Origin of the sequence: Flaviflexus huanghaiensis, from assembly GCF_014118685.1 — a bacterium.
Lineage (GTDB): Bacteria > Actinomycetota > Actinomycetes > Actinomycetales > Actinomycetaceae > Flaviflexus > Flaviflexus huanghaiensis.
The window spans coordinates 20,471-45,351 of sequence record NZ_JACFAK010000007.1 but is presented as its reverse complement, the minus strand read 5'-3'; the positions used below and the strand labels follow the sequence as shown (position 1 = coordinate 45,351).

The window sequence follows — 24,881 nt, the reverse complement described above, 5'->3', positions numbered from 1 at the left end:
AGGAATCGGTACGGTGAAGGGGTGACCCCTTTACCGTTCTTCCGCAAGAAGCGCACGCCCGACGTGTCGGCGCCCTCTCCGCAGTCCCCGCCTGAGCCGGTTGCCGAGAAGGAGCCCGCCCACCCCGAACCGGAGGTCGACCCGTTCGGCCCCGCCATCGAGGCGCGGCGCCAGCCGACCGACTCGGAGGAATCGTATGCGGCCGTGACGGAGGCGTTCGCGGCCTGGCGATCAACCCTCGCTGAAAAGTCGAGCGACATCGTCCTCTCCCCGAACGAACCCGATGTTGTTGACCTCAGCCACATCCACCCAACCGGAGCGGCGGGCTTCTACGCGGGAAGTTCGACTCCGCTCACCTCGCTTTTCCGGGAGGCAGACGCGCTGTCGACTGCGCGCACGAAGATCAACACACTGCTGTCCCGCCAGCGCAACCTCGAAGAGTCGTACGGGTCTGCACCGATATCCCTCATTCACGGGACGCTGACATGGACAGAAATTCGGCCCGGGCAGAGGACAGTTCCGGACACGGGCAGTGAGGACGTCGAGCTCGGTGCAGCGTTCGACGAGACCGGCCAGATCCCCCTCGACCAGATCGAAGAAGAGGCAGAGCCGACCGGTCCTCAGATCATTGAGATAACGGAGCCGGCCCTGCGCCGCAGCGTCCACATTGCGACGTCGACCGCATCCGATCCGGTCGTCACCCTCGGCGAGGGCACTGACGTTTCGAGTGCTGTTCTCGACGGGTTGCGCCGCTATGGCGCACCGACGGACGCGGTGGAAGAAGTTCGGCGCCTCGCGCGATCTGCGGAGACGCAGGAGGCGGCGCTCGTGAGACTGCGAGAAATCGCCAGGGTCTATCTGCCCGGATGCGTATTCGAAGCAGGCACCCTCCTTGCGCTCGCATCATCGCCCTCTGCAATCCTCCATGACGATCTCATTGCTATGGAGCCGCAGGTCCGCGCATCCACCTTCATCGCCGACCTCGTCCTCGGCCGTAGCCCCGAAGCTGAGATCACAAGGAACCCGTACGACCGTTCACCGCAGGCGGAGCGCGGCGCTGGTCAGCTTGATGTGTCCGAGCTCGACATCGTCGAAGCTGTCGCCGAAGGTACCTCGGTCTTCATCGACGCGGCCCCTGGAACGGACGTTCGGCGCGTACTCGCCTCCATCGCCGCCGACAGAGCCGCATCCCAGAAGCATGTCATCTACGTCTACGGAAGCTCAGCGGCGCACCACTCCTTCACCTCTCAGTTGGAGCGTCTGCAACTCGGGGAAGCGCTCGCGGATTTCTCGACAATCTCCGAGGTCCCCCTTCGACTCCGGGCCGGTCTGAGACAGAAGTCGCCCGTCCTCGACAGCGAGGCCGCCACCGAGCGTAACGCTCAGCTCGAGGCCGACCGGGAGCGCCTCGCAGAGTTCATGTCTGCACTCCACGAGACCTCCCCAAAGTGGGGCGTTTCTGCCCATCAACTCCTCATCCAGATCGCCGAGATGTCACTCGAGGAGGGCGGGTCCGTGACAAAGATCCGCCTCGGTGAATCCGTTGTCGGCCAGTTGGCCGATGAGGAAAGGCGAGGTGAGGCTGCCTCGCTCCTCGATGAGGCGCTCAGGCTAGATGCTCGGGCTTCGCAAGCAAATCCGTGGGCGGGCTCGACCATCTACTCGGACGAGCAAGCCGCAGCGATTCACGAACGTGTCACCCATGTGGCCGACATCAGCCTTCCCGCCCTCATGGACCAAGTCCAGCGGGCAGCTGCCGAGACTGGCCTGCGCCGCGCGGAGAGCCTCGACGCGTGGGCGGCCCAGCTTGAGCTCCTGTCCGACGTGTCGGACACACTGGATACGTTCCGACCACACATCTATGAACGCTCCGTCACGGACATGATCATCGCGACCGCCTCGAAGGAATGGCGTAACGAACATGGAGCGGTCATGAAGATGTCTGAGCGCAGGCGTCTGAAGAAGGAAGCCCGGGACATGGTCCGGCCCGGTCAGGAGGTGCCCGACCTTCACACCGCGCTGTCACAGGTCCAACGTGAACGCGAGAAGTGGCGCCTTCACTCCGAGCCGGGGTCATGGCCATCGATCCCCGACGGGGTTGACCAGCTTCGAGGCACGTACGGCGACGTACGGGCCGAAGTTGACGAACTGGCTGACGTCCTCCCGGACGGCGGGGAGCTCACGTCAATGAGCCTCATCGACCTGCGAAAGCGGTGCCAGGCACTCGCCCGAGAGTCCGGAGATCTCGCTGATTTGCCGCGGCGCAACGAGTTGCGCAAACAGATCGACACCTCGGGTCTGACCGAGCTGTTCGACGACCTGCGGCAGAGGGACGTGAACCCCGAGCGCGCGGGAACCGAGCTATATGCGGCCTACCTTGCATCGGTGTTTGAGCTCATGTTCTCCACGACGCCGGCGCTCGCGGCTGGGGCAGGGAGCCGGGCAAACGACCTCGTCGCATCTGTCGTGCGCCAGGACCGCGAACATGTCGGGTCGATGCCCGACTACATCTCTCGCGCCATCATCGCCTCCATGCGCGCAACGATCACGAAAAAGAAGGACGAGACCCTCGAGGTCGATGCCGTCCTCGCGGAACACGATGCCGCAGGACTGCGGGAGGCAATCGCCAAGCATGGTGACATCCTCCGGGCCGCGCGCCCGATATGGGCGATGAGCGCGGTGACGGTTGCTCAATACATTCCGCCGATGGAATGGGCAGACCTTGTCATTCTTGATGGCATTGATTCGATCGAGCTTGCCCAGCTCGTCCCGTCGCTCTTGCGTGGACGGACCGTTGTGGCCTGTGGCAGGGCTCAGGGTCTCGGTGAAGCCGTGTCTGCGCTGTCACAGGCTCTTCCCGTGGCGAGCTTGCCGACCCACTCGTCGCGCCACGATGAAATCACGGCCCGTTTCCTCGCGGACAACGACTTCTCACCCAATCTCCGGGTATATCCAGGTGCGCCTACCCGCCCCGCCCCGCGGCTCATCGTCGTCGAGGGTACGGGCGTTCCGAGCCCGCGCTCGGGCCTCGTTGAGGGGCCGGAGAAGGAAGTCGATGCAGTCGTCGAGGCGGTCGTTGATCTTGCCCTGTCCCGGCCCGAGGAGTCGATCGGCGTCATCGCTCTCAACGCCGTCCATGCCGAACGCATTCGCACCGCAGCCCGCGCGGTCGCACGCACCTCATCCGCTCTGGCGGCGCTCACTGACCCGACGGTCCGAGAGCCGTTTGCTGTGGTCGATGCGCTGTCGGCGGGCACGTTGCGACGCGATCACATCATCCTCACGGTCGGCCTCGGCAAGACGGTTCACGGGCGAGTCCTCCATTCGTTCGGCAATCTGTCCACAGAGGCGGGAGTCGAGGGTCTTGTGAGTGCGCTTGAAGCTCCGAGGAAGTCGCTCACCGTCATATCGTCCTTCGAAGCGTCTGACATCGACCGCAGCCGACTGGGTGCCCCCGGCTCCATCCTTCTCGTCGACCTGCTCGAAGCCTTTAGGCACAACCGCGCGACAACGGCAGAGGACACCCAGCCCATGGCCCTTATCGCGGACCTTGTCGCCCGGCTACGAGACCGTGGTTACGATGCGAAGGCAGGATATTCTCGCAGCGGCTCGCTTCCCATCCCGCTCGTCGCAGGCCATCCCGACATTCCCGGGACCTGGGCTGTCGCCGTCACACTCGATGACGAGACGTATGCGGCTGAGAAATCACTCCGCCGCCGAGACCAGTTCTGGCCGGCGATGCTGTCGGAGCGCGGCTGGCGAGTTGTGCCCACGGTCACGACATCAGTGTTCTTCGAGCCGCAGAACGAGGTCAACCGGATCATCGCTGCCGTGGATGCTGTGCGGGATGATGTGCGAGAAGCGGCAGCTCACGCGCGAACGAGCCGCCCGCTCCCTGCGCACCTCGACACCGACACGATTGATGACGATCTCGACCACGAGCGACTTCCTCGCGGACCCCGGCCGAAGGTGTCGCCCGGCATGCCGCTCGCGGCTTACTCGGACGACCAACTCGATGAGCTCGTCACGTGGATCATGAGTGATGGCATCTACCGAAGCGAGGATGAGGTGGTGGAGGAGCTACGCTCCGAACTCGACCTGCGTCGCCGCGGCATCCAGGTCGATGTTGTGCTGCGCAACGTCGTCCGCCGCCAGACGGCTGGGCCATCGACGAAGCCAGAGCTGTGAGAAAGCGTCGCCGCGCCGTCTATCTCTCCCGAGTGGATCGGGAGCGGCTCGAGCGCGGAGAGATCTCGGCTCCAGAAGAGGCCCTCCACAGGGACGATCCCGCCCCGGGACGTCCTGCAGCAGATCGTCCTGACGAGAAGAAGAAGGTGACCGAGAAGGGGCTGTCAGCTCGCGACCGGGAAATCCTGTCCGAGCGGCCGCCCCACTGGTAGGACTACATCCGCGACTGCTCGCGCAACAGGTCACGGATTTCGGTGAGGAGCACGGTGTTTTCGGCCGGAGCCTCCGGCTTGTCAATGCCAGCTGCCCGCCGCTCAGCCAACTTATTCATCGGCAGCACGATAAAGAAGTAGAGGGCGACAGCGACGAGCAGGAAGCTCGCGAGCGCGGTGAGAATGGCGCCGGGCAAGATCTCGACGCCGTTGATTTCAAAGCGGCCCACGGCATCGAAGTTCGGTTCACCAAAGATTGCTCCGACAAGCGGGTTAAAGAACTTGTCGACAATCGCATTGACAACGCCAGTGAACGCCGCCCCAATGACAACTCCGACGGCAAGATCGATAGCGTTACCGCGAGAAATGAAGTCTTTGAAACCCTGGATCATTTACTCCCCCTGTCTGCTGAGCACGGCCATGATCGGCCTCTGCGAACTCATGCCAAGGACCAATGTAGCCTCCCCAGCGGGGACCGCAGCATAGGAGTGCATGATGTCGTCGCCACCGAACCGGCTCGACCCCTCCGCTTCCGAGAACGCCATGATGGTTGCCCTCGAGGCGAGCAGTTGCGCGTTTCCTCCTTCATCTGCCACCCACAGGTCAACGACCGACCCGACGGGGGTGAGTTCGGCCGGAGTTGAGAGGGCGATGGGGATGACGACGGTTCCGTCGGGTGCGGAATCGGCGAGCGTTGGGCCGACAAGTATCGATGTCGTCAGCGGAGTCCCTTCGGGTGCAGCGATCGAAAGTCTTCTGTCTTTCGTGTCATCCAGGAGCAAATCACCGGAAAACGCACCAGAGGGGGCCTCAATCCACCGGACGTCCGACTCGGTGAGCACGTGACCAGCGGGCAGGTCGCGGCCCGCCACCATCATCTGGACTGGTGTGATCCGACCTGACGCGCTGATGGAGGCAACGAGGAGAGCGAGACAGAGAGCGATGAGCACGGCTGTGATAAGCCTGCGCCATCGCCACAGCATTGCACGAAGAGACGGCCGAGAGGACATGCGCCGATCGTAGGAGAGGACGTTGCCGCTAGGTGGCACTGTGCCCTGCCCTGTGGACAGGTCGAGGCACAGGTGACTTGTGGAATGCGAAGCTGCTGGCGGCTTTGGGAGAGGCGTCAGCTCACGGATGTTAGCTTGCGGCGGGCGGAGCGGCGGTGACCGGGCCCGGGACGTCAGTCTTCGGCGCAGGGGCGGGGTCAGTCTTCTTCGCGGTCAGGCTCGGCGAGCTACCTCGTGCATCATTGCGGTAGAAACCGGAGCCTTTGAAGACAACACCGACGGAATTGAACAGCTTTCGAAGCTCTCCGCCGCACGCCTCACACACGGCGAGCGGGTCGTCAGAGAATGACTGCTGGATATCGAATTCATCGCCGCAGGTCCTGCAGCGGTATGAGTACGTGGGCACGTGTCACTCCAATGGACGAAGGTCTGACCACACGCAATCGTACGGCACCCAAACCCGGCAGAGTGCCGAGCGTGGCGCGGATGACACGGGCAGAAATTCGGGGTCAGGACGTTTCGACGATCTCGCCCGGAAGGAGCGCCCACGGAATGGAGACATCCTGCTCATCGTGGGGGAGAGGGACTGAGACGAGTTCCCACGGATAAATGAGCGCACCGACTTTGTCAGTGACGTTGAGCTTGAGGATCCGGTCGTACCAGCCGCCGCCCTGACCAAGGCGGATGCCGCGGTGGTTAAGTGCAAGCGCCGGGACGATGATGGCATCGGCTTCCTCGATGGTTTCGCTCGGAAGCGCATCGGATATGGGGGAGGGCGGTCGGCCCGGAGCCTCGATCGCCAGCCCTCCTTTTCCGAACTCTGCCCACATGCGAGCAAGGCCGGGTCCCAGCTTGGGAAGCAAAACCCGCACGCCGCGGTCGCGCAGAATGTCGAGGGCGCGCAACGTTACCGGCTCGTTGTTGACAGAGACGTAGAGGGAGACCGTCTTCGCGTCGCCCGCGAACTCGAGAATGGAGTCTGTGAAGCCGTCCTTGAAGTCCTCGACCTCTTTAGCGGTCAGCTTTGACCGCCTCGTGCGCAGAGCGCTACGCATCAGCTGTTTCGCATCGACGACGTCGATGCCGGATATGTCAGGCAGTGCCACTTCACCGGCGATCATGACGCCATTGTCCCACGTCCTCCAGCAACTTATCGATCCGCGCGTGCCTCAGTTGGGGATACACGGTCTAGAATCGCCTGAAGGAGGCCCTTTGTGAAACGCGTATCCGAATTCATTGACGACTGTCTCGCGGTCCTACAAAAGATCCCCGTTCTCGACGTTCCACTGGCTGACGCCAGCGGTTCGGTATTGGCCGCTGATGCCATCTCACCCGTGAGCCTGCCGCCGGCAGATGTCGCAGGAGTAGCGGGCTATGCCGTGCGGGCCTCCGACCTGACCGGCTGTAGCGAAGCCCACCCCATCGATCTACCCGTGACCGGAGAGATCATGTCCGGGCAGGACTCCATTGACGTCCTTCCGCCGAGCACGGCGATACGCGTTGCGTCCGGCGCCCCCATACCGCGCGACGCTGATGCTGTCGTCCCGCTCGAGTGGACAGACGGCGGCCTCGTGACCGTCACAATCACCCGGCCCGTCCAACCCGAGGACAATATCCGCTTTGAAGCAGAAGATCTCGAAGCCGGTCTCGTCGCGCTTCCTGCCGGAACTCGGATCGGACCCAGACAGCTTGCGCTTCTCGCGGCGGCGGGTCTTGGCGCAGTCCCCGTCACCCCCTCGCCACGGGTGGTCATTATGTCGATTGGCGATGAACTCGTTGAACCGGGCCGGTCCGGACACCCGGGGACGGTGTATGACGCCAACTCCTTCGGCCTCGCCGCGGCCGTGCAGGAGCTCGGTGCGATTGTCTTCCGCGTTCCTCGGGTACCCGAGGATAAGACGCAGCTACGTGACGCGCTACAGGACCACATCGTTCGGGCTGATGTTCTCATCACGACCGGTGGCATCTCCGGAGCCGGTCCTCTCAAAGAAGTGCTCTACGATCTCGGCCAGGTCCGCTTCGACCGGGTCGCGATGGCCCCTGAGCGCCAATACGGGGCCGGCACGGTCGGCATGGAAGGAGGGGCGGACATCCCAATCTACTGTCTGCCCGGCAATCCAGTCGCAGCGATGATCGGCTACGAACTTTTCGTGCGGCCGGCTCTGCGACGCGCTGTTGGGCATTCGACCGTCCACCGGCGGAGCATCAGAGCACAGGCGGCGAGGCCCTGGTTGTCTCCCGGTGGCCTCGAAGAATACGTGCCCGTCCGCGTGACGGGACGACCTGCGGAAGGCTATCAATTCGAGCCAACGGGGATGCCCGGCAAAGAGCTCCTCTACGGTCTCATCAGGGCGAATGCGCTCGCAGAGGTGCCCGCAGGCACAGAAAGCGTCGCTGTCGGCGACACGGTGAACTGTCTCATTCTCGATTGAGGCGCTCTTATCTTGAATTCTCCTGATGTCAGAGGCGACACTCCGCAGGGCCTCCCGATCCGCCCAGGGGGAACGCTTTACGTTTAGGGTGTGGAGATTCAGGGATACGCACTGTTTGCGGCCGTCATCGTCCTGGTGACAGTCGTTTATCCTGCACTCTCCTGGCGGAGCAGAGTCGCGCTTGCGACTCCCGTTGAAGAGAGCGTGTCTCACAACCTCCGCGTCATCAACTCTGTCGACCGGTGGACGACCACACGCTCCGCCAACCGCGGAACCATCCTTCCAAGAGTGGAGTCGAGAATGAGCCGGGTAGATCCCAATAACCTCCGCACGCTCGCGACGAGCCGCGCCCGGGCACGCGCTCGAGTCGCACAGCGCACGGCTCGCATGAAGGCACTGGGAATGGGAGTCGGTTTCGCGATCCTTCTCACCGTCATCGCCTGGATCGTTGTCGTCGCGGCGAGCGTGACAGCCGTCCTCGGGATCGTCCCGACGGTGCTCACAGTCGGCGTCGCTGTCTTCTACGTCCGGATTCTCGATACGGCCCGAACGGCCAACGCGAAGGATCAGCAGGCGATCGCGAAGTTCGATGCAAAGCTCGAGAAGCTCAGTCAGGCCGCCCGCATCCAGGACAGGAAGACGAAGACGTCGAAGAAGATGCCACCGAGGGTTGCTGAAGCGCGCCGTGCCTCCGCAGCATCGGCTCAGACCACCGCGTCAGCAGACACCGCATCCGCCGCGTCAGCTCCGTCAGCGTCCACTGCGTCCTCTCCTGAGCCGGTCGCGTCGGGCCCGGCGGTTTCGTCCGCACCAACAGGCGCCTCTTCGGCAGAAACGGTGGCTAAGAAGGCTGCCGTTGCGACTCCCGCTGCTCGCCGGGAACCGGCGACCCCCAGCTACACCCCGAAGCCGACATTCTCGCGACGCACCGTCAAGCCATTCGAACCTGCTGAGGCTCCAACCGCGCCCGTGCCATACCGTCCCATTCAGACAGGAGAGAAGTTCTCGAACGCTCCTTCTGCCTCATCTGCAGACGCCGCCCCCGTTATCGCGTCCTTCAGTTTCGATGAGGTTCTTGAGGCTCGTCGCAGGGCATGAGAGTGATCGACGAGACGTGACCCCGATACATCTTTTGGACACGATTTCTGCTAGATTATTCTCCGTAAGGGGCTATGGCGCAGTTGGTAGCGCGTCTCGTTCGCAATGAGAAGGTCCGGGGTTCGAATCCCCGTAGCTCCACCACGATGACGACAACTGCCTCGCATGAGCGGGGCAGTTTTGTTTTTCGGGTGACATCCCTCTTATTGGGCTTATTGGACAGAACGTGTTTGTCTTCTCCTCCAAGCCCCGGATACACGGTGGCCGCGTCAACGTCAGCAACGACGCATACCACCAAACCGGCGCTACACCAATCGAAGGGCCACTACTGTGTGGGCGCACGGATCACGGTTACTGTCCGGGGTGGGGAGGGGTATCCGCAGCAGAAGTCGTCCGGCACAGCTCAGCGACTAGCTTTGGCGCGAGACTCGGTCGGGTCCTGTTCGGTGCGCTTGTGGAAACCGCAACTGTGCCAGACACCTTTGGGTCCACGAATAGGAGGGGCGGCGCGAATGCTGTTCCGAACAGGTTCTTGAACACTGCCTTGGTGCTTCTTCTGCGTCTCGGATGCAGATTGGAGATCAGCGCGGCACCGCCGACAAGTGGAAGTAAAGCAGTCTCCCGCCGGGTCGTCACGGCCGCACTATTCACGCTTCGGCCATTCCGCGCGGACAGCCGACGCCATGGTGGGAGTGGAAGAGAAACCGGCTTATCGCTCTTGCTGGTCTATGCCTACTGATGGCGCGGGCGGAGATCTAGTTGCGCGCCGGTGAGCCGCAGCATCTGAAAGGTATCAACGGTGCTCACGCCCATGGCCAGGCATGCGTCGGGAATGAGAACCCGGGTGCGTGCATTCGGTTGAGATCGTTCGTGCGTAACTACGGTGTGCTGATGATTGCGGGCATAAGCGATGAGGAGATAATTGGCGTTGTTTCCTGTGAAATTGGATAGCGCCGCAGGTGTGAAGTTTCGAGAGGTTGCCCATGCCGAAAGTGCACTGAAGTATTGGGTGGATCCTTGATCGATTGGGCGAAAGAATGAAGTGTTCTTCTTCGCCCAATCGGCAAGTTCATCGCTGCCCTTAAGGAGTTCGTCTCGTACTGCTTCGACGCTGCAGGCGACGGCATCGTTGTGTGCTTGGTCGAGCCAGTCCCAAAATCCGGGAGCAATGTCAAACGCGTAGTAGCGATTCTTGGCCTCGATGAGGACATTCGCGTCAACCAGGTACATCACACTACCCCCAGCTCGGCTGCAAGTCCGGCGAAAGTAGAGTGCTTCTTCGTTCCGAGAAGCCGATACGCGTCACGATAGGTCGTTGTTCCTTCGAACGCGCTCGCGATTACTGCCTGAGCGAACTGACGGCTGAGACGTAAAGGCTGCGTGTAGTAATAGTTACCGCCGCCGTCGTCACCCTTTCGTGCGGCAAGAATGCCCATGATGCGCTCGCGCTCTGCTTTGTATCGTTCTTGATAGGTATCCCAGTTAAGGAGATGGGCGTCAAATATCCTCTTCAGAACAACGAGCGTGCTCACCCGGTACTTCCGTGCGAGCCTCTCCAGTTCTTCCTTGTTCGCCTCACCCCGATAATCGACGCGCAGTGCGGCGAGCGGCAAGAGCACCTCTGCGGCGACTTGATTGCACCACTGTTCCTCGTCGACTCCTCCCCGGGAGAGCATCGCTGCATCGGACAAGGCACTTTGCCCCAGCCAGATGTGTGCGAGTTCATGGATCATGGTGAAAATCTGAGCCGCTTTAGTATCAGCTCCGTTCACGAAGATCAGTGGTGCGAGGGGATCCGCAAGTGCAAACCCGCGGAACTCTTCGGGGTTTAGCACACGGTGAGTGTTTGCGCCGACGATGCCGTTGACCATGACCAGGACGCCGGTGGCTTCGATACGATCGATGAGCCGCCTCAGCGCGTCATTCCAGTCGGAGAACATGCCCCTCTCCGTCAAGTCGAAGCCGAGCATGTCTCGCATCTGGTCGGCGATGAGTGTTGGGGCGGTTGCCGTTGTTGCAGATCCGACGAACTCGCGTGCTACTGCCGCGTTCTCCTGCGCGTAATTCCGATACCACTCTTGACGGGACTGGCAAAGGTAGATCGTGTCGAGAAGATCGGCGGACGGACGGGGGACAACAACATTGCCGATTGTGCGCATGTCGGGAATCGGAACTTCTTCCACCGGTGGTTCCGGTAGGAACAGCAGGCCAAATGGGGTGTGCGTATCGGTTGCGAACTTCTCCAGCTGCTTGAGAGTCGGCTTGATCGTGCCAGCCTTCCACTCGTCCAGCATGGGAACACGACGCTCGACTGTCTCTTCGTCCCATCCGGCCCGTTCGACCGCCCAGTGCAACAGATCGCGAGCTACATCAACTCGAACGACCATGCCGACCACCTCCACTCTACGGGTCAGTCGAACTCCATCTTTGTTGACATTCTACCGAGACCAACTGTTGATGGCCTGATACCGATGCCGCGTCAGACACGGAACCGCACTGCTGCTATATGTCGCGACAGTGCTTGCAGAGCGGCCAGCCATTGGGTCCGGGTTGTCGGTTGTGAGCCGGGGTCTGCTGGCCACTGGGGCAGTTGTCGTGAACGTGGTGGACGTCAGGATCGGTGGGGTTGATCGAATGATAGGCCGCTACTCGCATGACATACTCCGTGTTCTCGGTATAGGCGTGTTGAAAGACACTCTCTTGAGGATAGCGTCCGCCACCGACAAAACCGCTTCGCCTTTTGGCGTCCATTTTTTCCGAAACCGCCATCAGGCTGACCTCGAATCGCCGAATTGAGCTTATTCATCGAGCGTTTAGAAGCGCTCGACTCCGTCTCGCAAGTCGCTTCACCATCCCGAGCTCGTCCGCAGACGGCGCCGGGAGTTCGCTCGATACGCTTCGTTTCGCAAGCTCGCGGGTGGAACCCATCCGTTCGCGCCGCGCCAAGGTGTTTGAGCTAAGTTCCTGGGGCTCCACGGAGAAGGCTGTTGTCCAGACCAGTAACAGTACTGGCTGGATTTCTGGGCGCTACCGTGTGTCCCTACGCCGATGCTGGATAACAATCTCAACGGGATGCTGGCCTCGCTCACGGAGGTTTCGTCACCTCAACCTCCAGCAGACCCGGTCGAAGAGAAGAGTTGGTTGACGATCCATCGCCCGGAGCCATCGATGCTCACGTAGAAGGTTGCAGGTCGCTGGCCAGCCACGAGCGGTTGTCCCAGTGACCTGGACACGCTGACGGTGACGGTCGGCTGTGCGTGTCGGCCGGTCACGAGCTTCAGGTCGTCCCGGAAGAGTGAATGCGCCAGGGGGCGGCAGAAAGCGACATGTCCGTGACGTAGTCAATGGCAACCACCGACTAAAAGACGAGAGCAACACGGATCTAGTCTCAGCTTGAGCTAAGAGATAGGCATGGGCGATGCGGAGCGAACGTCTCTCGAGTGCCTAGGCGCTTGCCGTTTGATTTGTGACAGCACAGAATCGTTCGCAACGTCGCACGTCGGTATCGTCGTACGAGCGATGCTCTACGTGCGTGAGCTCGCATTATTCTCGTGGTTCGGAGTGAGACCGTGGCTCGTGACAAAGTAGAAGCCGGGAAGTGCGAGTAGCACGAAGAGTGGCACCGCGACCGGAGTGACGAAGCCCAATGCTCCTGCAGCTCCATATCCAACAATTCTGATTCGGCCTGGGTTTAGTTCCGAGTTTTCAAGCAGAATAGGAACACTATGCCCAGAAGATATGATCCGGAGTTGAAGCAGCGTGCTGTGCGGATGGTTGTCGAAGCGCTTCCTGATCACCCCAATCGCACCGCTGCGGTACGTCATGTGGCGGACCTGCTCGGGGTGGGTGCGGAAGCCCTGCGCACCTGGCACCGCCAGGCAGAGATCGACCAGGGACAGCGTCCCGGGGTGACAACGGACCTCGCGGCTGAGAACAAGCGCCTGGAGCGGGAGAATGCTGAGCTTCGCAAAGCTAATGAAGTCCTCAAAGCTGCGAGCATATTTTTCGCGAAGGAACCGGGCCACCCACGGACGAGATGATCACCTTCATCGATGCATATCGTGATCGTTTCGGGGCCTGTGTTCCTCTGCCGCACTCTTGGCCAAGCAGTACGTGGATTCCTCACCTCTCGCGGATACCGAGCCGCTAAGAGCCGGCCTCCGTCAGCACGTCAGTTGAAGGACGAGCTCTTGATCCCCGAGATCCAGCGCCTCCACACAGAGAACTACGGAGTCTATGGTCGCCGGAAAATGCATGCCCTCCTTCAGCGTGAGGGCTGGGACATCGGCCGCGATCAGACCCACAGGCTCATGAAGCTCGCCGGGGTCGAAGGTGTTCGCAGGTCGAAGAAAGCCTTCACAACGAGGCCTGATCCCGCCTTGGCGTTGCCAGGGGATCTGGTCGAGCGTCGGTTCACTGCTGATCGGCCCAATCAGCTGTGGGTCTGTGACATCACCTATGTCGCGACATGGTCGGGCTTCGCCTATGTCTCGTTCATCGTCGATATGTTCTCCCGCCGTATCGTCGGCTGGAATGTCGCTGCAACCTTAAAGGCCGATGTCCTGCCGCTGCAGGCGTTAGAGATGGCTGCCTGGCACAATGGCGGGGACCTTGATGGCGTCATTCACCATAGCGATCACGGCTCGAACTACATGGCCCTGGTCTACACCGGCCGCGTCCAGGAGCTTGGGGCGATACCGTCAACAGGCACGGTCGGTGACAGCTCGACAATGCGATGGCTGAGGCCGTGAACGCGCTCTACAAAGCTGAACTTATCCGTCAACGCGGACCGTGGAAGACCGTGGAGGAAGTCGAGCTCGCAACTTTGGAATACGTGTGGTGGTGGAACAACAAACGCCTCCATGGTGAGCTCGATCTGCGCACTCCTCTTGAGGTCGAAGCCGCCTACTACACTGAACAAGAATCCCTCCTGACATCAGCACGGTGACAGGAAAAACGGTCGGAACTCAACCCAGGCCGAATCACGGCCTTGGCTGGGTCTGTGGGAACGGTACGAAACCGTGTCGGCTATGCGGACGTGGCGAGCGATGTCGACCGAGGTGAATGTGGCCCGCCACGTCCGACGTTGGGTGTCTCTTCATCATGGTGCGGTGAGCGTCATTGCGGACCGCAGTTTCGATCCGCTGACTCGCTGTACTCAGGCACGGGGCGGGATTCCGCTTCCTCAGCTGTGGCTGCGACTCCATTTTGTTCGATGTCGTCGATGAGCCAGTCCATCTCGAAAATCTCGCGCCGCTGAGCTTCGCTAATGTCCACGGCAAGCTCGCACACGCGAAAATCCTCGAGGTTAGCGCGCTCAGATCGGGTGATTGCGAGCGAATGGTGGGGAATCATGCCACGCATGAAAGCGGTGTCATCGACGGTGGCCTGGCTTCGGTCGAGAAGCGTCCCGCCTCCAAGCAGCAGGAGGCTCACAACAACGACAGCGATATTTGCTTTGACGTTCTTGTACATGTTCAACATCCACGCCAGCATGACCAGGCCCATGGCCCCACCCATGGTGATCGCCATGAAGATACGGCTCTGACTAAAGCGGACGTGGCTCAATTCCCACGAGGCGACGAACATGACTGCGTACATGACGACCATGCCGGTAAGAATCATCGCCGCGAATCGGAGGTACGTTTTTGTTTCGTTGGAGGAGGAGGAGTGCTCTTTCTTTGTCTTATCGGTGGACGGCATTAATCCAGCTCCTTCTGACCCACGCACGTCGGTTTCGGGCTTTCCACCATAATATGTGTGTAGCATCACACACGCAGGTCAGGGCGGCCCTCACCTTCGAGCAAATCAGAACCCCAGGTGTCGAGATGGGCTGTGGGCGTCGATATGGGCTTTGGCGCTCAATGTGTCGACTATCGAGCCATTCCGTCCCAGTCAGTCGGCGGTTTCCTCATGGTGCGCCCCAGCAGATCCGTCATCCACGTCAGCGCCTCATTCAGGCTGTCGCGGACGATGTTGGCCGGTGTCTCCGACGCGGGCTCCTGTAGGCGGCTGGAGACCAGCCCATAGGCCGCCCCATAATCATTGCCAGGTGCTGTCTCGCCTGTGGATCCGTAAGAGCGAGCTCGTCGCCGAGTCGGGCACTGACGCTGTCCCACACTGTCCACAGGACGTCCCGACCATAGGGGCCAAAAGAGGCGTGCTCGTGGCTGAGCCGGAAGATTGTCCCGAGCATGTCCGGTACTCCATGTTCCAGCAGGTGGTGGACGATGGAGGGCATGCGGCGATGAATGCGAACAGCATGCCCACCACCATGACCATTGTCGAATCTGTGCCGAGGCGTGCCGCGGCAGGGACCGAGCCCGCACGACGGTGGCCGACCACATCGCCTCCAGTGCCGCCCACGCCCGTCGCAGACTCTCGGATCATGTGCCCGCCTGAGCTCCCGGCCGGGGAATCGCCGATTCAGTTCCGCGTCGACGAGCGGAATGACGTCGACTCGTTGACGAGGAGGGTGTTGCCCGCCTCGATCAGCCACGGTGAGTCGATCTCAACGCGCGAGACCTCGCTGCCGCGCACGACGACCCGCGTGAGGTCGCACGAGACGAATCGTGTGCCCGCAAAGCTCGCGTCGCGGAAGGTCTGCCGCTCAAAGGAATGCTGGCTGTTCATGCCGCCATCGTCCCACAGGGGTGGCTCGATCCGAGCTGAGAGGAGGGCAGTGAAGGCCCACCGCCTTCCTCTCGCTGCTGGCCTCCCGCGCCCGAACTCGTAGGACCCAAGCCCTCAGTCGTCGGCCCCTGAACCGGGACCGGTCTCAGCGGGTGCCGCGGCTGCTACGCCGCGCCGCCAAACGGGCTCAACGGCGGCGAGCTCCTCGTCGGATGCGACGCGGAAGGGGGCAGTCGCAGGTGCGGGCGGGGCCTGGCGGCCCTGTCCGCGGGTGGCTCGCAGACTGAGGGCGATCGAGACTCCGATGATCGTCGCAACGACGGCGAGCGAGATTGTTGTCGGGATGTAGAAGAGGTCCACTTTGAGCATCATCTTGATGCCGACCCAGATGAGGACGAGGGCGAGGCCCGTCCTCAGGTAGATGAAACGGTGGATGAGGTCGGCGAGGAGAAAGTACATGGCGCGCAGGCCGAGGATCGCGAACGCGTTCGCCGTGAACACGAGGAAGGGCTCGCTCGTGACCGCGAAGATCGCGGGGATGGAGTCGACGGCGAAGATGATGTCGGTGACCTCGACGAGGACGAGCACGGCCAGCAACGGGGTTGCGACGATAACGCCTGCCCGGCGGACGAGGAAGCGCTGCCCGTAGAAGGTATCGGTCATGGGGAACCACTTCCTGAACAGCACAAGCGCGCGGGACTTCTCGGGGTCGAGCTGCTCGTTACGCTGTCGGATCATTCGGTAGCCGGTCACCAGGAGGAACGCCGCGAAGAGATAGAGCACCCAGGTGAAGTTGGCGATGAGCAGGGCGCCGAGGGCGATGAAGATGCCGCGGAACACGAGTGCGCCGAGCACCCCGAGGAAGAGGACGCGATGCTGATATTCGCGCGGGACCGCGAAGTAGCTGAAGATGATCGCCCAGACGAAAACGTTGTCGACTGCCAGCGACTTCTCAATGAGGTAGCCCGCGAAGTACTGCTGGCCGAATTCTGCGCCGTAGGCGGACCAGATGATGACGCCGAAGGCAACACCGAACGCGACCCAGACAGCCGACCAGAGTGCGGCCTCTCGCACGCTGATGACATGGGCGCGGCGGAGTGCAATCAGGTCGACAGCGAGCATGACGAGGATGGAGCCGATGACGGCCGCCCAGACCCACAGTGATACAACCATTGGAAAACCTTCCGATCGATTCGATCGGAGGTCTCTCCCGGCCCATGGAGCTCGCCCGCCGGAGAAACAGATACCTCGCGTCGGGCGCAAGAGTCAATTCCTCTCCAGCTCCGTGCGCCTCCCGCACCCCGCAGGGGAGCAGGTCGGGTGCGTCCCGGCTGCTCAGCGGCCGTCGGGCTTCAGCAGGGTCCTCATCCACGTGAGGGCTTCGTCCAAACTCTCACGGACGATGGCAGCGGGGACCGCGCCAGGTGCCGGATCCTGGAGGCGGCTGGAGACGAGCCCGTAGGCGGCGCCCATGATCATCGCCAGGCGCTGGCTCTCGGGATCGTTGACGGCGAGCTCCTCGCGGAGCCGGTTGCTCACGCTGTCCCACACGGTCCAGAGGACGTCCCTGCCGTAGGGACCGAACGAGGCGTGCTCGCGGCTCAGGCGGAAGATTGTTCCGAGCATGTCGGGCATGCCGCCCGCGAGCAGGTGACGCACGACGGAGGTCACCGCGGTGAGCGTGTCGCCGTCCTCAGGGGGGACCCAGCTGGCGAGCTGCTCGCGAACCAGGTCGACGGGACGGGCCGCCACCGCCTCCTCCTTGTTCGCGAAATAGTTTGAGAACGTTCTGCGCGAGACAGGGATTGCTGACGTGATGTCGTCGACTGTGACCTGATCGAAGCCCCTTGCGAGCACCAGCTCATAGGCGGTGCTCGCAAGGGCGCGGCGCGTAGCCTCGCGTTTGGCTTCTCTCAGGCCGGGCTTCATCGGAATGATTTTACCGGACCGTGTCGAGTTCCCGTTGGCGGTTGTGGGAAGGCTCAGCGGGGTCGTCGTCATCCTTGTCGAGCTTTGACCCTTCGACATCGAGGTTGGGCAGGATCCGGTCGAGCCACGCCGGCAGCCACCAGGCGGCACGGCCGGCGACGCTGATGACAGCGGGCATGAGAGTCATCCGCACGAGGAAGGCATCCATGAGAATGCCGACGGCAAGTGAAAACCCGAACTGACGAACCATGATGTCGTCGGTGAGGATGAAAACTCCGAAGACGGAAACCATGATGATGGCGGCGGCAACGACGACTCGGCTGGAGTGAACGAAGCCGGTAATGACAGCTTCCCTCGGTTCTGCCCCGCGCACGCGGGCTTCACGGATCGACGTGCCGATAAAGAGCTGGTAGTCCATCGCGAGCCCGTAGAGGATCCCGGCCGCCATAATCGGCAGGAAGCTCAGCACGGTCCCGGGCTGGTCCACCCCGGCAATCCATCCGAGATCGGCGGTTCCGAACACGGCTGTCGTCAACCCGAAAGTGGCGCCGATCGTCAGCAGGAACCCAGCGGTGGCTGCGAACGGGATGACAAGAGAGCGGAACACGAGTGTGAGAACGATGAAGGACAGGCCCGCGACCACAGTGAGGTAGACGGGAATCGCATCGGCGAGCCGTTCCGACAGGTCAATGTTGATCGCTGTCAAACCCGTCACCCCGACATCCTCCGCGCCGACGATCGCGCCGGGCTCACGGAGCGTGTTGACGAGAAGCTCGGTGTCCTCCGACATTGGGCCACTCTCCGGGGTCACTTCGTACATCTCCACCGTACGATCGTCATTCATCCCACGAAGCGCAGCGTTCGCGACGCCGTCGATCGTGCCAAGGTCCGCTAGGGTCGCGTCGATCCGGTCGAGATCAGGATCGCCAGCGGTCCGCTCAACAGCGACAAGGAGCGGGCCGTTCGCACCCTCGCCCAGCGCCTCGGCCGTCAGATCACTGTTGATGCGCTCCGGTGATCCCGCAGACGAAGCCGCCCCCGAGGGCATGCCAAGTCGCATATCGCTCGCGGGAACCGTGAGTAGCCCGAGAACGAGAGCGACACCGAGAACGGTGAGCCAGGGCCGAGCCGTCGTGGCTTGCGCCCACCGCCTGCTCGGTCGGGGCCTGGATGTATCACGGGCTGCCGCACGCGTGCGAAGTCTAGCGCTGACGATCCTCTCACCGATAAGGCCGAGAAGGGCAGGCAACGCGGTGATGGAAATGAGGACCGCGATTGTCACTGTCGCGGCCGCGGCGAGCGCCATCGTCGAGACAAAGGTGATGTCGAGGACAAGGAGGCCAAGAAGGGCGATGACAACGGTGAGGCCGGCGAACACGACTGCGGACCCTGACGTACCGACCGCGCGTTTCGTCGCATCATGAGCACTCATGCCACCGAGGATGAGGGAGCGCTGCCGGTGGAGGATGAAGAGCGCATAGTCGATGCCGACTGCGAGGCCAAGCATGAGGGCAAGGACAGGCGTTGTCGACGTCATCGGATAGAACTCCGACAGGCCGAACGCGCCGCCGACACCGATCGCGACACCGACGAGGGCGGTGAGGATCGGAAGTCCGGCCGCGATGAGCGAGCCCAGGGTGATGACAAGGACGATCGCGGCGACGAGCACACCAACTGCCTCATGTCCGCCAATTGGAGGCTCGATGGGAAGAAGGGAAGAGCTTGGACTTGCGATGAGACCAGCAGAGTCAACCTCAGATTCGACCAGGCTGACGATATCCTCCGTCACCCCGCCCGGCAGATCATCGAGCTGCGCGACAAGTTGGAGAGAATACACAGCAATCGTTCCGTCATCGCTCAACGTCACTCCGGGGACTGCCTCACCGTCGTGGATAAGCGGCTCACCCGCCGGTGCGATCCCGCGCTGAAGCGCCTCGAGCTCTGTTGTCATCGCCACGACGCGCTCGCGGACCGCCGCGTTGACATCCGCAACCGGGTCGCTCGAGCTGGTGAGCATCTCCACGGTTGCGGGATCCATCGCCTCGTGCAACATCGCGGCCGCCTCGGGGCTCTCGGCGATCATAGACTCCAGTGAAGTCATGAGTTGCGAGATCTGTTCGAGCTTCGCCTCGGGTGCGGCGGTCTGAGCTGCCTCGAACTCGGCCCGCATGGCCGCCACCTGATCGAGCTGGCTGGCGAGTTGGCTCTCCAGATCTGAGAGGGAGTCAGGCATCGAGGCGCCGTTGGGTGCCTGCCCGCCCATCTTCTCCGCCTGCCACGGCTCGAGCGCCGGTGGGTTGCCTGCGCGAAGTGCGTCGATCTGATCGACCACGGTTGAGTGGCGTTCTGTCAGCGTTTCCTCGAGCGCGCCAAGGCCCTGACCGACCTGCTCGAGCTGGGTATCCATCAGCCCGGCGGCTTCAACGTAGGCCTTGTCCGCAACAGTCGCCTCAAGGTCGGCCATCTGCTTCGCCTTCATTGCCGCCCGATCGACGGTGTGCTCGTTGCTTTCCACCTCGCGAACGGTGCGGGCGATAAGAGCCTGATCGTCCCCGCTGAGAACCCGGCCGTCCGCTGCGTTGAACACGATGGAGCCCTGGGTGCCAGCAGCTTCCGGCATCGTCCGCTGAATCTCATCGAGCACCTCCTGGGCAGGAGTGCCGTCAACTTTGATGCTCGTCTCAATCTTCGTGTCGGCCGTGACGATGAGGCCGATCGTGCCAGCGAGAACGAGTAACCAGGCGGTGAGAACGAGGAGCGGTCTCCTGAAAGAGAATCCGCCGAGGCGGGCGAGCAGTCTGGACATAGGAAGCCTTTCCACGAAGTGACGTCGCAAGTGAAACACACTAATTGCCCAATGCGCAAACTTACGCAATAGGCAGAAATAGATCTGTTGTCACGTGGCGCCGATGTCCTGTGCCCGGCGGGTGACGTTGCGGGTGCATGCCAGCAGCTCACCGCGTAGATTGTTTTTGCACGTGCGGGGAGGGGCTGTCCATGGAGAAACTTGTTCGGGTCGAGCCTGGTCGCGGCGGCATCACCCGCCAGCGTAAGGGGCGCGGCTTCACCTACGTGTCGGCCAACGGCAGGAGGGTCGGATCGACACGCATCCTCTCGCGAATCGAATCTCTCGTTATCCCACCCGCATGGGACGACGTATGGATCGCCTCTCAGCCGAACGGTCACATCCAGGCCACCGGAGTTGATGAAGCAGGGCGGCGGCAATACCTTTATCACCCGAAGTGGCGGGAGATGAGGGACAGCGAGAAGTTCACGCGCTCGCTCTCATTCGGTCAGAACTTGCCAACCATCCGCCGGGCAGTGACCCGTGACCTCAAGCAGACAGAGGATGGACGAACGCGCGCATTGGCAGCGGCTGTTCGCCTCATCGACCGAGTTGGACTGCGGGTGGGTGGTCAAGAGTACGCGGACGAGAACGGCTCCTTTGGCGCCTCCACTTTGCAAAGGCGACACGTGACTCTAGAGGGCGATACTGTCCACCTGCGGTTCAAGGGAAAATCAGCCGGTGATTGGGATGTCGTCCTCAATGATGACCTGCTGCTTGTCTTTTTCGAGGCGATACCGAAAAGTCCACGCAGTGCCCCCGCCATCTGTTACCCCATCGTCTCGGGGCGTCGCAAAGAATGGCATGGGGTATCGGCAACAGACATCAACGGCTACATCGGTGACATCGCTGGCCCGCATTTTACCGCGAAGGATTTTCGGACATGGCAGGGAACTGTCATCGCGGCTCGATCGCTCGCGCAGGCATTCAAGAGAGGCTTGACCGCGCCTGAAGCCCAGCGTGCCGCGATCAAAGAGGCGTCGGTGCAGCTCCACAACACGCCCACCGTTGCCCGGGATGCGTATGTTAACCCGCGGATTTTCGAGTTGTTCGAGCGGGGCCGCGTGGCCGATCTCAAGAGACAGCCGGACCAGGCAGTGGTCCGGCTTCTCACACAAAGCTAAGGGTCTCAGTCGACGGCGCGGGTGAGCTCGGAGACGAGATGGTTGGTCATCCCCTGACCCACCGCCGCCATGTCGAGTCTCGTGTTGAGGGTGTCGCCGTCGAGGCGGTACTCGCGAATCATCGAGTCAACCGTCTTCGCCGTCCCCGAGTTGAGCACACGGGAATGCAACTCAATGACGACCCCGCTATCGGTCTCCGTGACCGTTCCCTCCGCCATCTCCGACTGGCCCGTGGGCAGGGCGATGACGAACTCGATGATGCCGGGGGCGGGGTGACGCAGGTATCCGGTCTCGATATGCATGGGCTGTCCAGTCGGCGACCACGTGCGCTGCTGGTAGGCGAGGAATGGTTTCCCGACGTTCGTGAACGTCAGCTCTTCGGTGTAGCTAAACGTCTTGATCGTTGGATATTGACCGGTCGCGGGTCCCCGCCACGCGCCGATGAGGCCCGCAAGGGGGGCCAGTTGTTCGTGAAGTTCCATAACTCCACTCTATGATCGAAGGGGAGCGTGTGGGCTGGAACCGGTGGAACCGTGTGCTTATGCGAGCGGCTCCGTCGGTTCTGACGGGAGGACGATGTCGTCGCGGCCCGTGAGCTTGAGTCCTCGCAACGTGACCACCATCTCGCCAGTCACATCGAGCGGGTCATCCCACGTGAATGACCACCCGTGAGAGACCAAGTCCATCGTGCAGGCCCTGCCCGTGTCCACCGGATCGAAATCGATCTCAATCCGTTCCCCGTCCGTCCACGCCTCCGTCGGCACCGCATAGCAACCTTCGGTGCTCGAGCCCTGCGTGTAAACGTGGAACGTCTCGCCCGGGGTTTCCCAGGTGACGACCGCCGGCTGATTCGACATGTCAAGTCCGATGTCGGTGCTGAGCTCTTCAGGCTTTGCCGTCTGCCCGGAGTCTCGTGCGGCGTCAGTCGTGTCGCCGTCCGAGGGCTCGTCCGTACCGTCAGTCGGCTTTTCTGTCATTTCGTCCGATGTGGGTGCCCGTGATGTGTGGGTGTCCCGATAATCCCTCACGTTGTTTTCTGAGCACGCTCCGAGGAGCATGGCTGTGGCCGCAAGTCCAGCTGCGACAACTTTCGTCTTCTTCATGCTGTCCTCATCCTTCCGGCACGGGTTATGGTGACACAGATTATCAGTCTCGCCCGAGAAAAGTCAGGGAAGCGCTCCACGAGAGCTCACCGCCTAGGGAAACACGCCCGACAAACATGGCCGAGTGGGGGATTCGCGCAGGGGCGTCGGTGGTGCGCTCACGCGGCCACTTATCCGGATCTGTTCGTCAGAAAGCGAGCCGTCCGGAGACAGTAAGCGGGCGGCTCGTCACAAGCGCGCTTCGCCGTCACTATCCGTGACCTCAGTGTCCGATTCTGTCTTCGTCGGAGAGAGACGTGCTCACTGGTAAAACATGCGTTGGGGCCAGCCGTCTGGCTGACCCCAACGTCATCCCACCGCGGTGGTTAGAAAGATCCGGGTGGGTCGCTCGCAGGGAACGAGTCCTCCCCCCAGAGGTCGACGATATCGTCGGCGAGCTGGTGGAGCCTGGCTCGTTCCTCTTCGAGGGCGATGGCCTTTGCCTCGTCGTCGGCGACGTCCGATGCATCTGCCGAACCTGATTCGGGCTCGTATTTGTTGGTGGATTTGATAACGAAATCGGCTGGATCAGTGCCCATCATCCTCACTCCTCATGTCGCTCATCTCCTCGAGAGCGTTCATCGGAGAACGTCGGCACGTCATCCCTGAACGCCCTATGTCGAGCATACTCGTGAACCTCGTCCAGCGCTCTGAGCTGCTCCCACGCATCCTCCTGCAGGCTGGCGAACATGTGGGGGTCAAGCCCGAGGTCGTGGGCGTTGTCGTGTAAGGCCTGCCAGCTGCCGAGCTTGCCGATGACGGCACTGCGCATAAGCTCCGTCTCGAGGACGAGCGTCATCGGGGAGCGAGTCAGCACGCGGTTGTTCATCTTCAACCGGCCAACGTGTTCACCGACCCAGGCGGCGGCCTGCCGGTGGACCTTCTGCTTGAAGCCGAGATCATGGATGATCTGCTCAAGAAGCGCGCGCTCGCGACGGATTTTGTCGGCCACCTGCGAGATCTGCGTATAGACCGGGGTGTCGACGAAGTCTTTCTCCATTCGCTCGATCCGCTCGGTGCCTGCGGTCGCGCCGGTGAGGTGATCCGACAGGTATAGCTCAACGAGGTCCTTTGTCACCCGGTCGGAGATCTTGTCCGCGTCCCGGCCGAACTCGCCCTGCAGAGGATCAGCCCGCGTCTCCTCATCGCCGCTGGGACCCTCCTCGGAGGCGCCTGCGCCGATGGGGGACCGCAATCCCGGCACGGTCGCATGGTCGCGGTCACGAGGGCGCAGCGGAACAGAGGCACTGCCTTCGCCCCTTATCATCGCGTCGACGAGCTCGCGCAATGCATCGGCTGCTGAATGGGTGGGTTGCCAGCCAAGCTCGCTCTTTGCGCGACTGTTGTCCATCATTGGCACCGAGAGAGCCATGTCGATCCATCCCTCGTCCATCTCCACGACGTGCGTCTTGTGGCCACCTGCCAGAGCCGCCCTGACGAGGCCAGCGGGCAGGTGGACGTATCGTCCGCGACCAACGATGTCGGCGAGATTCTGCGGGGTGAGGATATCGTCGGCACAGATGTTGAACGCCCCCGGAGCACGATTGACCGCTGCAAGCGCATACGCTTCGCCAACGTCGTCGGCATGGACTGCCTGAACGCCGGTCAGGCCCTTCGGCAGGGGAAGCACCGGCGGGGTGAACTTGTCGAGCGCCTGAACGGGAAGTCGGGTGCTGAGAAAGTAGCGTTGAATCTCCGATGCTGCGGCCGCTTGAAAGATAAGGGCGGGACGGACGCGGGTGACGATGACGTGCGGATACGCTGCCGAGAAGTCGTCGAGGACCCGCTCCTGAGCGGCCTTGTCGACGCTGTAGTGAGAGGTCTCGATACCGTCGGTCGGCCAGCTCTCATCGCGCATTGCCTGTTCCGGATCCGGAGAGTATGCGCCGACAGATGATGCGACGATGAGGTGGGTAACGCCAGCCTCGGCGGCGGCCTGTGCGACGTGAGCGGTGCCGTGGACGTTGACTCGGCGTAAGAGGTCTCGCTCCTCGTTGGGTTGGATGAGCCAGGCGAGATGGATAACCGTGTCAACGCCGCCAAAAGCCTCCCGCAACTTATCGAGCGCCTCCCCCTCATCTACGGACGCTCCGATGTCGATAGACGCCCACTCGCACCCCGTGTACGGCTCCGCATCCATGTCCGGCATGCGGCGGGCAATGCCGAGGATCGAGTCGACCTCACCCTTCTTCTTCAGCGCCCTGAGCACCGCTGTGCCAGCGTTCCCGGTTGCTCCTACGACTGCGACTCTCATCTTTCTCCTTTTGA

The 24,881-nt window shown here is 62.1% G+C and carries 20 protein-coding genes, 1 tRNA gene and 1 pseudogene; 7 read left to right on the top strand and 15 right to left on the bottom strand.

What is annotated here, in order from left to right:
* Positions 1-21 precede the first annotated feature (21 nt).
* Together H7E91_RS06525 and H7E91_RS06520 are read left to right on the top strand one after the other, a co-directional pair.
* Positions 22-4,188 carry a hypothetical protein gene (locus tag H7E91_RS06525; protein WP_182354295.1) on the top strand — a complete coding sequence of 1,389 codons (4,167 nt, stop codon included), beginning with the start codon at positions 22-24 and terminating at the stop codon, positions 4,186-4,188.
* Positions 4,185-4,400, top strand: a complete 216-nt coding sequence (locus H7E91_RS06520) for a hypothetical protein (RefSeq protein ID WP_182354294.1) — start codon at positions 4,185-4,187, stop codon at positions 4,398-4,400. The genes H7E91_RS06525 and H7E91_RS06520 overlap by 4 nt, the downstream gene beginning before the upstream one ends.
* 2 nt (positions 4,401-4,402) lie before the next feature.
* Here the strand turns inward: H7E91_RS06520 and mscL are convergent, their stop codons facing one another.
* From mscL to H7E91_RS06500, 4 genes are all read right to left on the bottom strand, one after another.
* Positions 4,403-4,792 (bottom strand): large conductance mechanosensitive channel protein MscL, encoded by a 390-nt coding sequence (gene mscL, locus H7E91_RS06515; RefSeq protein ID WP_182354293.1) that lies wholly within the window; start codon positions 4,790-4,792, stop codon positions 4,403-4,405.
* A complete protein-coding gene (locus H7E91_RS06510; RefSeq protein ID WP_182354292.1) occupies positions 4,793-5,410 on the bottom strand; it encodes an SAF domain-containing protein in 618 nt (205 codons plus the stop codon). It abuts the gene before it with no gap.
* A gap of 130 nt (positions 5,411-5,540) precedes the next feature.
* Positions 5,541-5,816, bottom strand: a complete 276-nt coding sequence (locus H7E91_RS06505) for an FmdB family zinc ribbon protein (RefSeq protein ID WP_182354291.1) — start codon at positions 5,814-5,816, stop codon at positions 5,541-5,543.
* A gap of 103 nt (positions 5,817-5,919) precedes the next feature.
* Positions 5,920-6,531, bottom strand: coding sequence for a 5-formyltetrahydrofolate cyclo-ligase (locus tag H7E91_RS06500; protein ID WP_182354290.1), 612 nt, complete (start codon positions 6,529-6,531; stop codon positions 5,920-5,922).
* Between the two features lie 93 nt (positions 6,532-6,624).
* Between H7E91_RS06500 and H7E91_RS12105 the strand changes: the two genes are divergently transcribed.
* The 3 genes from H7E91_RS12105 (at position 6,625) to H7E91_RS06485 (ending at position 9,084) form a co-directional block, all read left to right on the top strand.
* Entirely contained in the window at positions 6,625-7,842 is a 1,218-nt protein-coding gene (locus tag H7E91_RS12105; protein ID WP_182354289.1) for a molybdopterin-binding protein, read from the top strand.
* A gap of 90 nt (positions 7,843-7,932) precedes the next feature.
* The gene (locus H7E91_RS06490) at positions 7,933-8,940 is read left to right on the top strand and encodes an RAD23 family protein (RefSeq protein ID WP_182354288.1); all 1,008 of its coding nucleotides are present in this window, start codon (positions 7,933-7,935) and stop codon (positions 8,938-8,940) included.
* A gap of 68 nt (positions 8,941-9,008) precedes the next feature.
* A tRNA-Ala gene (locus H7E91_RS06485) sits at positions 9,009-9,084 on the top strand.
* 588 nt (positions 9,085-9,672) lie between these two features.
* Here H7E91_RS06485 and H7E91_RS06480 read toward each other — a convergent pair.
* Both H7E91_RS06480 and H7E91_RS06475 read right to left on the bottom strand, forming a co-directional pair.
* Positions 9,673-10,170, bottom strand: coding sequence for a DUF4411 family protein (locus H7E91_RS06480; RefSeq protein ID WP_182354287.1), 498 nt, complete (start codon positions 10,168-10,170; stop codon positions 9,673-9,675).
* Positions 10,170-11,327: an ImmA/IrrE family metallo-endopeptidase gene (locus H7E91_RS06475; protein ID WP_182354286.1), complete on the bottom strand. Its 1,158-nt coding sequence runs from the start codon at positions 11,325-11,327 to the stop codon at positions 10,170-10,172. The genes H7E91_RS06480 and H7E91_RS06475 overlap by 1 nt, the downstream gene beginning before the upstream one ends.
* Before the next feature lie 1,338 nt (positions 11,328-12,665).
* On the opposite strand from H7E91_RS06475, the pseudogene H7E91_RS06470 reads away from it, so the two are divergent.
* A pseudogene (locus H7E91_RS06470) lies at positions 12,666-13,888 on the top strand (IS3 family transposase).
* 170 nt (positions 13,889-14,058) lie between these two features.
* Here the strand turns inward: H7E91_RS06470 and H7E91_RS06465 are convergent.
* The 5 genes from H7E91_RS06465 to H7E91_RS06445 form a co-directional block, all read right to left on the bottom strand.
* A complete protein-coding gene (locus H7E91_RS06465; protein WP_182354285.1) occupies positions 14,059-14,643 on the bottom strand; it encodes a DUF305 domain-containing protein in 585 nt (194 codons plus the stop codon).
* A gap of 723 nt (positions 14,644-15,366) precedes the next feature.
* Positions 15,367-15,573 carry a hypothetical protein gene (locus H7E91_RS06460; RefSeq protein WP_182354284.1) on the bottom strand — a complete coding sequence of 69 codons (207 nt, stop codon included), beginning with the start codon at positions 15,571-15,573 and terminating at the stop codon, positions 15,367-15,369.
* A 114-nt stretch (positions 15,574-15,687) separates the two neighbouring features.
* Complete coding sequence (locus H7E91_RS06455) at positions 15,688-16,746, bottom strand: TerC family protein (RefSeq protein WP_182354283.1); 1,059 nt, start codon at positions 16,744-16,746, stop codon at positions 15,688-15,690.
* Positions 16,747-16,908: 162 nt separating this feature from the next.
* Complete coding sequence (locus tag H7E91_RS06450; protein ID WP_206680373.1) at positions 16,909-17,502, bottom strand: TetR/AcrR family transcriptional regulator; 594 nt, start codon at positions 17,500-17,502, stop codon at positions 16,909-16,911.
* 10 nt (positions 17,503-17,512) lie between these two features.
* Positions 17,513-20,308 (bottom strand): MMPL family transporter, encoded by a 2,796-nt coding sequence (locus tag H7E91_RS06445; protein ID WP_182354281.1) that lies wholly within the window; start codon positions 20,306-20,308, stop codon positions 17,513-17,515.
* Positions 20,309-20,499: 191 nt separating this feature from the next.
* Here H7E91_RS06445 and H7E91_RS06440 point away from each other — a divergent pair, with 191 nt between their 5' ends.
* The gene (locus H7E91_RS06440; RefSeq protein WP_182354280.1) at positions 20,500-21,471 is read left to right on the top strand and encodes a DNA topoisomerase IB; all 972 of its coding nucleotides are present in this window, start codon (positions 20,500-20,502) and stop codon (positions 21,469-21,471) included.
* A gap of 5 nt (positions 21,472-21,476) precedes the next feature.
* On the opposite strand, the gene H7E91_RS06435 is transcribed toward H7E91_RS06440, so the two are convergent.
* The 4 genes from H7E91_RS06435 to H7E91_RS06420 all read right to left on the bottom strand — a co-directional run bounded on the left by H7E91_RS06435 (position 21,477) and on the right by H7E91_RS06420 (position 24,867).
* The gene (locus tag H7E91_RS06435) at positions 21,477-21,953 is read right to left on the bottom strand and encodes a heme-binding beta-barrel domain-containing protein (protein ID WP_182354279.1); all 477 of its coding nucleotides are present in this window, start codon (positions 21,951-21,953) and stop codon (positions 21,477-21,479) included.
* Between the two features lie 57 nt (positions 21,954-22,010).
* Positions 22,011-22,574: a hypothetical protein gene (locus H7E91_RS06430; RefSeq protein WP_182354278.1), complete on the bottom strand. Its 564-nt coding sequence runs from the start codon at positions 22,572-22,574 to the stop codon at positions 22,011-22,013.
* A 365-nt stretch (positions 22,575-22,939) separates the two neighbouring features.
* Positions 22,940-23,155 carry a hypothetical protein gene (locus H7E91_RS06425; RefSeq protein WP_182354406.1) on the bottom strand — a complete coding sequence of 72 codons (216 nt, stop codon included), beginning with the start codon at positions 23,153-23,155 and terminating at the stop codon, positions 22,940-22,942.
* A 2-nt stretch (positions 23,156-23,157) separates the two neighbouring features.
* The gene (locus H7E91_RS06420) at positions 23,158-24,867 is read right to left on the bottom strand and encodes an NAD-dependent epimerase/dehydratase family protein (RefSeq protein ID WP_182354277.1); all 1,710 of its coding nucleotides are present in this window, start codon (positions 24,865-24,867) and stop codon (positions 23,158-23,160) included.
* Positions 24,868-24,881 lie beyond the last annotated feature (14 nt).